Genomic DNA, 13,810 nt, shown 5'->3' on the forward strand with positions numbered 1-13,810 from the left:
GCCGCTTCGTCTTCCCTTGCCTGTGTGAGGCACCGCATATTCCGCTGCCAAAGGGTTTTGAAACATGACAATGACGGCTGAAACAGGCGGCATGGCGAACGGGCCCTCGGGCAATCGCCTCACGGATCGCCTTTCCATGCGCACGCGACGGCTGATCTGGGTGTGGAGCTTTCTCGCCCTGCCGATCCTTTTCTATTCGGTCATCCGCTTTTATCCGACGGTGGAAGCCTTCTGGCTCTCCTTCACCGACTGGGATCTGATGAACCCGCCGAATTTCATCGGCATCGCCAACTACCAGAAGCTGTTTTCCGATCCGGAATTCTGGAAGGTGTTCAAGAACACCTTCACCTATCTGCTGATCGGTACGCCCATCAGCCTCCTGGTCTCGTTCACGATCGCTTATTTTCTCGACCGCGTGCACTTCATGCATGGGTTCATCCGCGCCCTCTATTTCCTGCCCTATCTGACGACGGCCGCCGCCATGGCGTGGGTCTGGCGCTGGTTCTATCAACCCGCGCCGATCGGCTTCATCAATAATATCTTGAATGCCGTCGGCCTGCCGCAGCAGGGCTTTCTGCGCTCGGTCGATCAAGGGCTTTATGCCATCATGGCAACGTCCATATGGGCGGGCCTCGGTTTCCAGATCATCATCTTCATGGCCGGTCTGCGTGCTATCCCCAATACGTTCTACGAGGCGGCACGCATCGACGGCCTCGGCGAATGGGCGATCCTGCGCAAGATCACGATCCCGCTTTTGAAGCCGACCACGGTTTTCCTCGTCGTCTTCTCCTCGATCGGTTTCCTGCGCATCTTCGATCAGGTCTACAACATGACCACGAATGATCCGGGCGGTCCGCTCGGTTCGACAAAGCCGCTGGTCCTGATGATCTACCAGACGGCATTTTCCTCCTATGCGATGGGCTATGCGGCTGCGCAGACCGTCGTTCTCTTCACCATCCTGCTTTGCGTCTCGCTGTTGCAGCTCTGGATTCTGAGGGAAAAGAAATGACTACGTCAGCTCAAACCAAGCCTTTGCCGTTCCAGAACCTGCGACCCGGCCGCATCCTCATGTGGACGCTGCTGTTCATCGGCGGCCTCATCATGATCACGCCGCTGGCGTTCATGTTCTCCACCTCACTGAAGACGGCGGGGCAGGTCTACGATCTGCGCCTGATCCCGGCAGAACCGACGCTTGCGAACTACGTCACCATTCTCGCCGACGGGCGTTTCCTGCGCTGGTTCATGAACTCCATGATCGTCGCAGTCGTCGTCACGCTGTCGAACGTCTTTTTCGACAGCCTCGTCGGCTATACGCTGGCGAAGTTCCAGTTCCGCGGCCGCTATTTCATCTTCCTCGCCATTCTCTCGACGTTGATGATCCCGACAGAAATGCTTGTCATCCCGTGGTATCTGATGTCGAGCAAGCTCGGCTGGCTGGATAGCTACTGGGGTATCATGTTCCCCGGCATGATGACGGCCTTCGGCACCTTCCTGATGAAGCAATTCTTCGAAGGCGTTCCGAACGACTTTCTCGAAGCCGCCCGTGTCGACGGCCTCAACGAGTTCCAGATCTGGTGGAAGGTGGCGATGCCGCTGGTAACGCCTGCGCTCTCCGCGCTCGCGATCTTCACCTTCCTCGGCAATTGGACCGCATTCTTCTGGCCGCTGATCGTGTCCACGAGCCCGGAACTTTATACATTGCCGGTCGGGCTTTCGAGCTTTGCCGTCGAGCAGTCCATCCAGTGGGAAATGATCATGACGGGCGCTGCCATCGCCACGCTTCCCACACTCCTCGTCTTCCTTCTTCTTCAGCGTTACATCGTCCGCGGTGTCATGCTTGCAGGCCTAAAGGGTTGAACCATGTCCGATCTCGATCCCCGGCTCTCCGATAAAAGCGTCTTCCCCGATCCGGTTTATAAGGAAACCGTGCTTCGTCCGCTTTTCGACGGTGCCAAGACCCACCATGTCGACGGCTTCCGCCGCATCGACCGCGCGCATCTGGTGATGCTGACCGAAACAGGCATTCTGGACCGCGAGCAGGCGGCTGCAATCGCGGGCGCATTGGAGGCCATCGATCGGGAAATCGATCCCTCCAAGCTCACCTATACCGGCGAGGTCGAGGACTTCTTCTTCCTGATCGAAAAGGAGCTGAAGGCCCGCATCGGTGCAGATATTGCGGGCCGTCTGCACACGGCGCGCTCGCGCAACGATATCGACCACACCCTGTTCAAGCTTGGCCTGAAGGAACGCATCGACACACTGACATCAAAGGTTCGCAATCTGATGGATGCGATGATCGCCGCTGCCGAACGCGAAAAGGAGACGCTGATCGTCGCCTACACGCATGGCCAGCCGGCGCAGCCTTCGACGTTCGGCCATTATCTTTCGGCGGCGATAGAGGTTCTCATCCGCGACCTGGAGCGATTGGAAGCCGCGCGCGCGATCGTCAACCTGTCTCCCATGGGAGCGGCAGCGATCACCACCTCGGGCTTCGCGATCGATCGCGCACGGGTCGCGGAGCTGCTGGGCTTTGCCGCTCCTTTGTCCAACTCCTATAGCTGCATCGCCGCGGTGGATTACATCACCTCGACCTATTCGGCGCTGGAATTGATGTTCTTGCATCTCGGGCGCCTGATCCAGGACTTCCAGTTCTGGACGAGCTTCGAAGTCGGCCAGATCTATGTTCCCCATGCTTTCGTACAGATCTCCTCGATCATGCCGCAGAAGCGCAATCCGGTGCCGGTCGAACATATGCGCCATCTGGCGAGCCAGACCATGGGCCGGGCGCGCACGGTTCTCGACGTAATGCATAACACGCCATTCACCGACATGAACGACAGCGAAGGCGAGACCCAGCAGATGGGGTACGAGGCATTTGCCTCGGCTGGCCGCGTTCTCGATCTTTTGGCCGCTTTTATCGGGGCGATCCGCATCGATCCGGCGCGCGTGGGGGAAAATATCCGCCGCTCCTGCATCACCATTACCGAACTGGCGGATTCATTGGTCCGCATAGAGGGCCTCTCGTTCCGGCAGGCCCATGAGATAGCGGCAAAGGTAGCGCGCGCTGTCGTCACTGTTGGCGGTGGGCTGGAGAAGGACGGCTTCGAGCCGTTCCTCGAAGCATTCCGCGAGGCGACTTCCCGCGAACCCTCCTTCGGGCGCGAAAAATTCGAGGAGCTGGTGTCGCCGCAGCATTTCGTCGCCGTGCGCGACCGGTTGGGCGGACCGGCGCCCAAGGCGATGGATGCCGCACTCGCACGGCATAAGGCGGAAGCCGGTCGCTTCAAGGCGCTGGCCTCGGATCACGCGGCAGGCGAAGCGAAGGCTGCACGCGAACTCAATGAGAAATTCAGTGCACTTGTGGAGGCATGCTGATGGCGACCATCGAACTCGAAAAGCTGGTCAAACGCTATGGCAAGGTCGAAGCCGTCCGGGCTATCGATCTTCAGATCAAGGATGGGGAGTTCGTCGTCTTTGTCGGACCTTCGGGCTGCGGCAAGTCCACGACGCTGCGCATGATAGCCGGCCTTGAGGATATTTCCGGCGGCCATCTCAAGATCGGCGGCGCTGTCGTCAACGAGCGCGATCCCAAGCAGCGCAACATCGCCATGGTGTTCCAGAATTATGCGATCTATCCGCATATGACCGTGCGGCAGAACATCGGTTTCGGCCTCTACACCTCGAAACTGTCCAAGGCGGAGAAGGACCAGCGTATCGAGGAGACCGGCAAGGCGCTCGGCCTCGAACCCTATCTCGACCGCCGCCCGGCAGCCTTGTCCGGCGGCCAGCGCCAGCGCGTCGCCATCGGCCGCGCCATGGTGCGCAACCCGTCCGCCTTCCTCTTTGACGAGCCGCTGTCCAACCTCGACGCCCAGCTGCGCGCGCAGATGCGTATCGAGATCAAGCGGCTGCATCAGCGCCTGAAGACGACCACCGTGTATGTGACGCACGATCAGGTCGAAGCCATGACCATGGCCGACCGCATCGTCGTCATGCGCGACGGTCGCATTCTGCAGACCGGCACGCCGACCGAGCTTTACGAGAACCCGGTCGATGTGTTCACGGCACGCTTCATCGGCAGCCCGTCGATGAATCTGACCAAGGGGCGCCGCAACGGAACCGGAGTGGACCTCGCGCCTGATGGCGACGTGCTTGTTGGTGTCCGCCCGCATGATCTGAGGGTCGAAGAGGACAAGTCCGGCGGCCTGTCGCTGCGCGGCACCGTCACTGCAGTGGAGCCGCTCGGCGCGGAAACGCTGGTTCATCTCGATATCAATGGCGCGTCCATCGTCGCCACGGCACCGGGCAAGGTCATTCCGGAAACCGGCAGCACGCTTGCCGTCTCCGCGCCGGCGGGCAGCCTCTATCTCTTCGATGCCAAGACCGAGAAGAGCCTGGGCCGCTTATGATACCGCAACAATTCAAGCGTCCGGCTGTCCTCAGCATAGGACGGATTTACTGCGACCTCATTTTCACCGGGCTGCAATCGCTGCCGCGGCCGGGGCGTGAGGTTTTCGCCGAAAACATGAAGATGGCGGCCGGCGGCGGCGCGTTCATATCCGCCGCGCATCTTGCCCATGCGGGCAGGGCGGTGGCGCTGGTCGCGCGCCTCGGCTTTGACGGCCTGTCGCGCGGCATCGAGCCGGATCTCAAAATCGGCGGCCTGGATCTGCGCTTTCTTGAGCGCGCCGACGATGCCGGCCCGCAGGTGACGGTGGCGAGTGTGATCGGCAACGACCGGGCATTTCTGTCGCGTCGCGCCGGCTCGGCGCTGCCGGCGACACTTTCCGCTGCGTTGCAATGGCAAGATGCCGGGCATCTGCATATTGCGGAATTTGCGACGTTGCACGAAATCCCCTATCTGGTGCAGCAGGCAAAGTCCGTCGGTCTTTCGGTTTCGCTCGATCCGAGCTGGGACGAGACGCTGATCTACGATCCCGGCCTGCTCGCCGCCTGCGAGGGTGTCGATATATTCCTGCCCAACCGGGAAGAGGCGCAGGCGATTACCGGTCACGACGATCCGGTGGCGGCGCTCGACGTTCTCGCAAAGCATTTCCCGATCGTTGCATTGAAGGGCGGTGGTGAGGGCGCATGGCTTCGTGCCGCCGACAGGCATGCCCATCTGCCGGCGAAAAATGTTCCGGTGATCGATACCACGGGTGCAGGTGACGCGTTCAATGCCGGATTTATCGATGCTTGGCTTGAAGGGCATGATGTGCACCGCGCGTTGGCGGCCGGCATCGACTATGGCAGTCTTGCGGTGCAGGCCGCCGGCGGCGCGGCCGTGCTGCGCTCTGCGGAACGCATAGCCGGATAAAATGGGGTTCCACCCGATAAGCGGCTAATTTCGAACAAGAAAATCAGCCGCTTTGGCGGCAGATCCCCGACCGTCGGGCATCGCCTCTTCCTTGCGGGCATTGATCGAGCGTTTCCGTTTTAAACAGCGTCACGGAAATGCTCGATCTCTTTGTTTTCACGCAATTTCGGAGGTAAAGCCGCTTCGCACCTTTGCTGGAATTGCTCTGGATTTTGATATCCGGAGCAAGGTCGTCACGTTGCTGGCGAACAACCGAATGATGCGTGCAGCTGCGCGCCCATGTTAGATCGGCCCGCACGCCTCAGGCAGATCGAGCGTTGACGGCATCGCACAAACGCTGGCATGCCTCGACGAGGTTGTCTTGCTCCAGCAGCGCTCCGCCAACCAAGTACATAATATCGTTGCCATAGGCCTCGCGCATCTCGGCAACCCGGTTCAATGTCATGCCGCCGCCAGGGGCCGGGACAATGGTCTTCAGGCCGCCAAGTTCGACCGAGCAAGCATCAGCGATCGACACACACTCCTCGCGCGTAAAGCCGAAACGGCCACCGAAATTCGGATAGATGACGGCATCCGCTCCCATCAGCCGGTGCAGAGTTCCGAAGAAGGCGCGATGGCTAAATCCGCAGTCGGGCGAGACGACGTTCGCGCCGGAAAAGGCAGGGTGCGAGACGATGGGCAGGGTGAAATCCGGATCTGCGGCGAGGCTGCGGATGACATCATAGCCGGTAAGCGCAGGAGCGATCATGATACCGCCGGCACCGGCTTCCTGAGCCTGCTGTGCTCGCTCAACAACAGCATTGGCAGGACCTGTCACGTTCGGCACGAAGCTCGCCTTGCGACCGCTCTTGACGTTGGCTTCGCCAACGGCCTCCACGCAAGCCTTTAGCCGCTCGGCGAACGGTGATGTCTTCTGGTCGACCAGACCATGATCGTCCTTGACATAATGCATGCCGCCAAGTGCGAAATCATGGGCAAGGCGCGCAAGCTCCTTCGTCGGAAGGCCGACCGGCTTGATCGCCGACATGAGCAATGGCGTTTCGCCAACGCCGGCGCGGGCGCGGAGCCCCGCGATGCCATGCCGCGGCCCCTTGCAAAGATCGAGGATGCCAGGCGAAAGGCCGATATCCTCCACCTTCAGGCCGGGTTTGATGGAACTGTTGCCGAAGACGATATTGAGAAATTGCGGGAAATCGCCGCCAATATCGTCTTCCGAGTAGGAGATGGTTGCTAGGAAGCCCTGGCGTCCATCCGGATCTTTATCCAGCGCTTCCAGCCGCCCCAGGATTTCGTCTTCGACATAGCCCTTCGGCACGACATGGCGCGGAATTTCGACGGTCTGTTCAAGCGCGATGTCGAGGGCGCGTTTTCGTGCCTCTTCGGCATCGGCCGTCCGGATGAAATAGGTGACGGTGAAGCGCGGAGCCATCAGAGTGCCTCGGCCTTCTGGGCCGAATGAACGTGGTCGAGACGGACTTCTGCCAACTCATCCTCGCCGATGGAGAGCGGCTTGCCGAGTAGCTGTTCGATGGCGCCGACAAGCGCGCCGGCATCGAGCCCGTATTTTTTCATCAGATATGGCTTGGAGGCGCCATGCGCAAAGGTGTCGTTGAGGCCGAGCCGCTTCAGCTTGATGCCGATGCCTTCTTCAGCCAGAATCTCCGCCACCAGCGAGCCGAGGCCGCCGACGATCGTGTGGTTTTCGAGTGTGACGACACCTTTCTTGCCGCGGGCTGCCTTCAGCAGGCCATCACGGTCGAATGGCTTCAACGTCGAGGCGTGCAGGTGATGGACGCCGATCCCGAGCGCCTTGAGCGGTCCGCTCGCGCGCAGCGCTTCCTCTGTACAAACCCCAGAACTGACGACAAGAATGTCGTCGCCTTCGGAAAGCGTACGTAGCCTGTTGAACTCAAAAGGTGTGGAGAAGAGGCGCGGCACCTCGCCGCGCAGGACCCGGACATAGACGGGGCCATCGATGGCATCAGCGACCTCAAGCACGGTTTCGACTTCCGTTGCATCGCCGGTTTCAAGCACGGTCATGTTCGGCACGGCACGCATGACGGCGATGTCTTCGATTGCCTGATGGGTGATGCCACCCGGCGTCGTGATGCCAGGCAGAAAACCCATGAGCCGCACCTTGCGGTTGGAATAGGCAATCGAATTGATCAGCTGATCGTAGGGGCGGCGATACAGAAAAACCGAGAACGTATGGAGGAACGGGCGATAGCCCTGCATCGCAAGGCCGCCGGCAAAGGACAGCATGTTCTGCTCGGCCATGCCGAGCGTAAGAAACTGTTCCGGATGCCTGTCGCGGAAGCCGTCGACCTCGCAGGAGGAGGTAAGATCCGCCGAAAGGCAGAGCACTTCCGGCCGCGCGACCGCAAAGGTTTCGAACGCCTTGGCATAGGGACGGTTGACGATCTCGACCATGTTCAGGCCCTTTCCACTGCGTTCATGTCGATGCCAAGCTCGGCGGCTAATGCTGCCTGCATTTCCAGCCGCTCGTCCGCGCTTTTGAAGCGAACATAGTGCAGTCGCGGGAAACGCTTCTTGAGGAAATTCATGCCCTGATAGGGCGAGGTATTGGCGAGGATCACCAGCGGTTTGCCGGCCTCCGCGCTGGCGGCGGCCTGCCGCATGGCGTCGAGATCATGACCGTCGACCGAACGGCATGTCACGCCGAAGGCGCCGACGCGCGCGGCAAGATCGCCAAGATCGAGCACGGACGACATGGCGCCGTCGCATTGCTGGCGGTTGACGTCGACGATCACGCGGATGTTGTCGATGCGGTGATAGGCCATCGCCGCAAGGCATTCCCAGGTCTGGCCCTCCTGGAATTCCCCGTCGGACATATAGACCCAGACCTTGCCGGGTTCGCCCTTCCTCTGCCGTGCCCAGGCGACGCCCGCTGCCATCGAAAGACCTTGCGCCAGCGATCCGGTCGTCACCTCCATGCCGGGGCTATGTTCGGCGCCGATCATCTCGACCGAGCCGCCGTCCTTGTTGAAGTGGTCGAGCGCATGTTCGTCCATGCGCCCCATCTCGATCAGGGCGGAATAAATGACCAAGGCGTAGTGTGCAGGTGAAATGAAAAAGCGGTCGAACTCGGGTGCAAACGGGCCATGGTAGCCGGCACCCGTGAAGGCGTCGGGATTGTGCGCCGAAGGCACGCCTCGGAAGGGAAGCGGCACTTTCGGGAGCGTCGGTTCGCCGAGTTTCAGGAATTCATTGTAGAGCAGCGCAAGACTTTCGGCGGCTGAACAGGCTTGGCTCAGATAGCCGCCATTGTTCTTCATGGTGTGGAAGAAGACGCGCCGGCGAATTCTAAGCGCAATATCTTCCGTGGATTTCTGATTGGAGAGGGTCATCGTCTCAGCTCCGTTCGGGGAAAAGGGCCTTCAGACCTTCCGGCGACGGCGTCGCGATGCCGCGCTCCGTTATCAGGCCGGTGATCAGGCGGGCAGGCGTGACGTCGAAGGCGGGGTTTGCCGCAGGGCTTCCCTCGGGCGAGATGCGAACGCTCGCAATCGAGCCATCGCGTGCTTTGCCCTGAACGAAGCTGACTTCGTCTGCAGAGCGCTCTTCGATCGGGATCTCCTTGATGCCGTCGTGCACCGTCCAGTCGATGGTCGGGGATGGCAATGCGACATAGAAAGGCACGCCATTGTCGCGGGCTGCAAGCGCCTTGAGGTAGGTTCCGATCTTGTTGCAGACATCGCCGTTTGCAGTTGTGCGATCCGTTCCGACGATCACCATGTCGATATCGCCATGCTGCATCAGGTGGCCGCCGGCATTGTCGACGATCAGCGTGTGCGGCACGCCATGGCCGTTCATCTCCCAGGCAGTCAGGTAGGCGCCCTGGTTGCGCGGGCGGGTTTCGTCGACATAGACGTGGACGGGAATGCCTTCTTCCGTCGCCATATAGATCGGTGCCGTCGCAGTCCCGTAGTCGACGGTCGCAAGCCAGCCGGCGTTGCAATGGGTCAGGATGCGGACTGGTTCGCCCCGCTTCTTCTTCGCGGCGATCTCGCGGATGACTTTGAGGCCGTTTGCGCCGATCGCGCGGTTGAGCTGGACATCTTCCTCGGCAATTTCGGCCGCACGTTTGTAGGCGGCGTCGGCGCGTGCGCTTTCCGGAAGCGGCTGCAAGTGCTCGCGCATGGCGTTCAGCGCCCAGCGCAGATTGATGGCGGTCGGGCGCGTTTCGTTGAGTTCCTCCCAGACGGCATCGAGATGGGCATTGGAGGGATCCTTCACCATGGCGATTGCAACGCCATAGGCGGCCGTGACGCCGATCAATGGGGCGCCGCGTACCCACATGTCGCGGATCGCCACCGCGACCTCGCCGACGGTCTTCAAGGTAACGACCCTGAATTCATGCGGCAGCCAGCGCTGGTCGATAATGTCGACGGAGCGGCCGTCCTCGTTGAGCCAGATTGTATGGTAATGGCGTTCTCCGACTTTCAAGCGAGTGTCTCCTTCTCAAGCCGTTCTGCTGTCGCACGGACATCTTTGAGGCTGTGGATGCGATGCCGGTTGACGGCGAGGTGACGCCCAAGTTTCAGCGCCTTCTTCTCGCAGGCGGCCCGATGATTGGGATCGGCGATGGTTTCGAAATCGGCATTGTGGGCGAGCCCGAGAATGCGGCGATGCATCTCGATGCCGGCAAAGCCCAGCATTTCGCGATAGATCTCGTCGAGGACGATGTTCAGAGCCTGTTCGGCCCCAAGCAGATCGCCTTGATCCTCGAAGAGGCTCGCCTGGTAGAGAATTCCCTTTCGCTCGCTGCGCCAGAGATTGGCGAATTCGGCGCGGAAGGTCTCCCAGATGGTCTCGACCGTATCGAGCAGATAGGTGCGCATGCCCGCGCGCGCATCGCGCTCGCTCTCGTGGCCGCTTTGCGCAAAGTAATTCATCCAGAAATTGGCGAGCAGCATGCCGACATCGAAACTGATCGGTCCATAGAAGGCGAATTCCGGGTCGATGACACGCGTTTCCTCCTCGGTGACCATGACCGAGCCTGTGTGCAGGTCGCCATGGCAGAGCGTCTCGGCCTTGGCGGAAAAGAGGTGCTTCAGCCTTTGTGCTTCGACCTTGAGATCACGATCTCGACGCAATTCCGCGACAAGCGGATCGAGTTGCGGCGAGGTATGCCGGTTGAGCGTGGCGTCGAAATAGGGATCGGAAAAGACGAGATTCTCGGTGATGTCGCAGAGCTCGACATTGTCGGCGAAGAGGGCCATGTCGGCCTTCTTGTCGCGCGTGACCATCGAGAAATCGGAGCCACGGAAGAGTGCGCGCGCGCAGAAGAGCCCGAGATCACGGCCGATTTTCGGAAGGGCGTGGCCGTCGATTAACGCCCGTCGCAGGATGACGTGCGGCGTCAGATATTCCATGGCGATGATCGCCTGAGCGGCGTCGAAGAAGAAGATTTCCGGCACCATGCCAGGGTCGCGCGCGGACTGGCGTATGAGGGCATGATATTCGAAATACGAGCGCTTCAGGGGAAGCGGCCAGCTTTCGCCGACAAGACGCACATAAGGCAGCGCCTGCTTGACAATCGCGGCTCCCTTTTCGCCTGTGACGATGAAAACGAGATTGAGGTTGCCGTCGCCGACTTCCTTGACCTCCCACCGCGCCGAATCGTCGCCGATTTTTTCCTTGAGAATGGTGTTGCCGCCAAGCCGGCCGGGCAATGTCTCGGCGCTGAGCGCCGCGAAGACTTGCGTGTCCATAATGCTCTCCTCCTGCGCATGTCGCGGCCTCCACCGTGTGCCGACATGCCGTCATGGGCACAACTAAGGCAGTATTATAGCAAATGTCAACGACCTTGACATTTGATGAAAAGCTATCCTAACCTGACATCATTGGGAGGAGAGAATGAGCGACAATGCAGTGTTTCGCATCGAAGGCGTGCGCAAATCCTTTGGTGCGGTAGCGGTACTCCAAGGGGTGCATCTCGACCTCAAGGGCGGTGCCGTAACAGCCTTGATGGGTGCCAATGGCGCCGGCAAATCGACGCTCGTGCGTATCCTGAGCGGCGTATATCCGCGTGATGCCGGCACGATCACTCTTTCGGGCGCACCGTTTGAACCTTCGACGCCCGCGGAGGCGATCCGCGCCGGTGTCGTGACGGTGCACCAGAACATCAATGACGGCGTCGTTGCCGACCTCGATGTTGCAACCAATCTGACGCTCGACCGGCTGAACGGGCGCGGCGCGCGGCTCTTCTTCAACCCGCAGCGGGTTCGGCGCGAAGCTGCGCAGGTCGCATCGCGCATGGGCCTGACGATCGATCTCAAATCCAGCATCAACGATTTGAGCCTTGCCGATCGCCAGATGGTGGCGATTGCGCGTGCCATGGCGCATGAGCCGAAAGTCCTGATCCTCGACGAGCCGACCTCGTCGCTGTCGAGCGCGGAGGCCGATCGCCTGTTCGATCTCGTGGATCGTCTGAAGGCGCGAGGCGTTGCAATCCTTTATATTTCGCACCGCATGTCCGATATCCGCCGGCTTGCAGACAGCATCGTGTCGCTGCGCGACGGCCGCATCACCGGCCGCTTCGAAGGGCCGGATCTCGACTATGAAGGTGCCGTCAATGCGATGCTCGGCCGCAAAGTCTCGGCCGACGCGATCGCCGTGCGGGAAGCAAACGCTCCGGTTTTTCGCGCGCACGGCTTGAAGCTATCCGAGCATTCGCGGCCTTTCGATTTCGAGCTCGGCGAAGGCGAGATCGTCGCGGTCACCGGCCTCGTCGGCGTCGGCAAGTCGGCGCTTGCCGAAGTGCTTGCCGGGGCGCGTATGCCGGCAGGCGGTCAGATGATGCTGGATGGCGCGCGTTACGTGCCGAAGACGACAGGCCAGGCGATCGCTCGGGGCGTATTCCTCGTCGCCAAGGATAGGGGGATCAGCGGCATCGTGCCCGATTTCAATATCTACGAAAATATCAGCCTTCCGTTTCTGCGACGGCTGTCGCGTTTCGGAATATCCAGCCGAGGCACCGAACGGCAAAGGGCACGCCGGCAGATATCGTCGCTTGGCGTCGTCTGCCGTAGCGAGCGGGACGAGATGCACACGCTGTCGGGCGGCAACCAGCAAAAGGTCATGGTCGGCCGCTGGCTCTCGGAGCCGTCGCGCCTCCTTGTTCTCGACGAACCCTTCCAGGGCGTCGACATCGTGGCCCGCCGCGACATCGGCGAGAAACTACGCTCCTCGGCAAACGGGCGAGCCACAATCCTCTTTCTAACCGAGCTCGACGAAGCCTTCGAGGTCGCCGACCGCATCCTCGTGATGTCGGAGCAGACGATCGTCGGCGAGCATCGCAATTCCGGCATCGATGTCGAGCGCCTGCTGTCTGAGATCGCAGGTCAATCCTCTCAACAGGTCAGCGCAATATGAGCAGTGAACAGAGCAAATCCGCGGGCGCGGTTCCCTTGTCCCAGCCGACAGTGAGCGTCAGGGATATCGCCATTAAATATGGCTTCCTCGTCCTGCTTGCCGGCATGATCCTTTATTTCTCGCTCGTCACCGGCGGCTTCGCTTCGCCGCAGAGCGCGGTCTTCATCCTGCAATCGGTATCGATCACGGGGATCCTTGCCCTCGGTGTCACCGCGACACTCGTGGTCGGCGGCTTCGACCTGTCGATCGGATCGGTCGCGACGAGCGCGATGATGGCTTCGTCCTATGTGATGGTGGTCATGGGCGGCGATGCTGTCACCGCAACGCTCGTCTGCCTTGCCGTTGGCGTGCTGGTCGGGCTCATCAATGGCATCATTATCGTCTATATGCGCGTGCCGGATCTGCTCGCGACACTCGGCATGATGTTTCTCTTGCTGGGGCTCCAGCGAATTCCGACTGAGGGTCGCTCCATTGCCACCGGAATGACGCTGCCGAATGGGTCTGTCGCAAACGGCGCATTCAGCCCCGACTTTCTCGCTCTTGGCCGCCACCGCTTCGACTTTATCCTGCCCAATCTCGTGCCGGTTTCGGTCGTGGTCCTGATCGTGCTGGCAATCCTGATCTGGTTCTTTCTCGAATATACGCGGTTCGGACGGATGATGTATGCGGTCGGCTCGAATGAGCGGGCTGCCGGCCTCGCCGGCGCGCCGGTCAATGCCTACAAGATTTCCGCCTACATCATCTCGGGGATCTTCGCCTCGATCGGCGGCATTCTGCTCGCAGCCCGTCTCGGCCGCGGCGATATCGCGTCCGGCAACAACCTTTTGCTCGATGCCGTTGCCGCCGCACTTATCGGCTTTGCAGTGCTTGGCGCGGCAAAGCCCAATGCCTTGGGGACGGCGATCGGCGCCCTTTTCGTCGGTATCCTGCTGCAGGGGCTGACGATGATGAACGTGCCCTACTACACGCAGGACTTCGTCAAGGGCGCGGTTCTCGTCGTCGCTCTGATTTTCACCTTTGCATTCTCAAAGAGGAGCAAACGCTAAGGGCGCATGCCCTGGCGCATAATCATAATTTCATTGGAGGAGGAGACTG

At 60.6% G+C, this 13,810-nt stretch carries 12 protein-coding genes; 7 read left to right on the forward strand and 5 right to left on the reverse strand.

Going from position 1 to position 13,810, the window contains the following annotated elements; translation table 11 throughout:
• The first annotated feature begins 64 nt into the window (after window positions 1–64).
• From RHSP_RS25560 to RHSP_RS25580, 5 genes are read left to right on the forward strand one after another with little or no spacing between them, the layout of a single operon-like run.
• Window positions 65–1,009: a carbohydrate ABC transporter permease gene (locus tag RHSP_RS25560; protein ID WP_004125324.1), complete on the forward strand. Its 945-nt coding sequence runs from the start codon at window positions 65–67 to the stop codon at window positions 1,007–1,009.
• On the forward strand, window positions 1,006–1,857 hold the full coding sequence (locus RHSP_RS25565) for a carbohydrate ABC transporter permease (protein WP_004125326.1): 852 nt from the start codon (window positions 1,006–1,008) through the stop codon (window positions 1,855–1,857). The genes RHSP_RS25560 and RHSP_RS25565 overlap by 4 nt, the downstream gene beginning before the upstream one ends.
• A gap of 3 nt (window positions 1,858–1,860) precedes the next feature.
• Complete coding sequence (gene argH, locus RHSP_RS25570) at window positions 1,861–3,375, forward strand: argininosuccinate lyase (protein ID WP_004125328.1); 1,515 nt, start codon at window positions 1,861–1,863, stop codon at window positions 3,373–3,375.
• Entirely contained in the window at window positions 3,375–4,409 is a 1,035-nt protein-coding gene (locus tag RHSP_RS25575; RefSeq protein ID WP_004125330.1) for an ABC transporter ATP-binding protein, read from the forward strand. The genes argH and RHSP_RS25575 overlap by 1 nt, the downstream gene beginning before the upstream one ends.
• The gene (locus tag RHSP_RS25580; RefSeq protein ID WP_004125332.1) at window positions 4,406–5,317 is read left to right on the forward strand and encodes a carbohydrate kinase family protein; all 912 of its coding nucleotides are present in this window, start codon (window positions 4,406–4,408) and stop codon (window positions 5,315–5,317) included. Before RHSP_RS25575 ends, RHSP_RS25580 begins: the two co-directional genes overlap by 4 nt.
• 301 nt (window positions 5,318–5,618) lie before the next feature.
• Here the strand turns inward: RHSP_RS25580 and RHSP_RS25585 are convergent, their stop codons facing one another.
• Genes RHSP_RS25585 through mtnK form a run of 5 tightly spaced genes read right to left on the reverse strand, consistent with a single transcriptional unit; the run spans window position 5,619 to window position 11,052 of the window.
• Window positions 5,619–6,746, reverse strand: coding sequence for a RuBisCO large subunit C-terminal-like domain-containing protein (locus tag RHSP_RS25585; RefSeq protein WP_004125334.1), 1,128 nt, complete (start codon window positions 6,744–6,746; stop codon window positions 5,619–5,621).
• The gene (locus RHSP_RS25590) at window positions 6,746–7,747 is read right to left on the reverse strand and encodes a transketolase family protein (RefSeq protein WP_004125336.1); all 1,002 of its coding nucleotides are present in this window, start codon (window positions 7,745–7,747) and stop codon (window positions 6,746–6,748) included. Before RHSP_RS25590 ends, RHSP_RS25585 begins: the two co-directional genes overlap by 1 nt.
• 2 nt (window positions 7,748–7,749) lie before the next feature.
• Complete coding sequence (locus RHSP_RS25595; RefSeq protein WP_004125337.1) at window positions 7,750–8,685, reverse strand: transketolase; 936 nt, start codon at window positions 8,683–8,685, stop codon at window positions 7,750–7,752.
• A gap of 4 nt (window positions 8,686–8,689) precedes the next feature.
• On the reverse strand, window positions 8,690–9,784 hold the full coding sequence (gene mtnA / locus RHSP_RS25600) for an S-methyl-5-thioribose-1-phosphate isomerase (RefSeq protein ID WP_004125339.1): 1,095 nt from the start codon (window positions 9,782–9,784) through the stop codon (window positions 8,690–8,692).
• The gene (gene mtnK, locus RHSP_RS25605) at window positions 9,781–11,052 is read right to left on the reverse strand and encodes an S-methyl-5-thioribose kinase (RefSeq protein WP_004125341.1); all 1,272 of its coding nucleotides are present in this window, start codon (window positions 11,050–11,052) and stop codon (window positions 9,781–9,783) included. Before mtnK ends, mtnA begins: the two co-directional genes overlap by 4 nt.
• A 145-nt stretch (window positions 11,053–11,197) precedes the next feature.
• Between mtnK and RHSP_RS25610 the strand changes: the two genes are divergently transcribed.
• The gene (locus RHSP_RS25610; protein WP_004125342.1) at window positions 11,198–12,715 is read left to right on the forward strand and encodes a sugar ABC transporter ATP-binding protein; all 1,518 of its coding nucleotides are present in this window, start codon (window positions 11,198–11,200) and stop codon (window positions 12,713–12,715) included.
• Window positions 12,712–13,761, forward strand: coding sequence for an ABC transporter permease (locus RHSP_RS25615; RefSeq protein WP_004125344.1), 1,050 nt, complete (start codon window positions 12,712–12,714; stop codon window positions 13,759–13,761). The genes RHSP_RS25610 and RHSP_RS25615 overlap by 4 nt, the downstream gene beginning before the upstream one ends.
• Window positions 13,762–13,810 lie beyond the last annotated feature (49 nt).

It is taken from the genome of Rhizobium freirei PRF 81 (assembly GCF_000359745.1).
Classification (GTDB): domain Bacteria; phylum Pseudomonadota; class Alphaproteobacteria; order Rhizobiales; family Rhizobiaceae; genus Rhizobium; species Rhizobium freirei.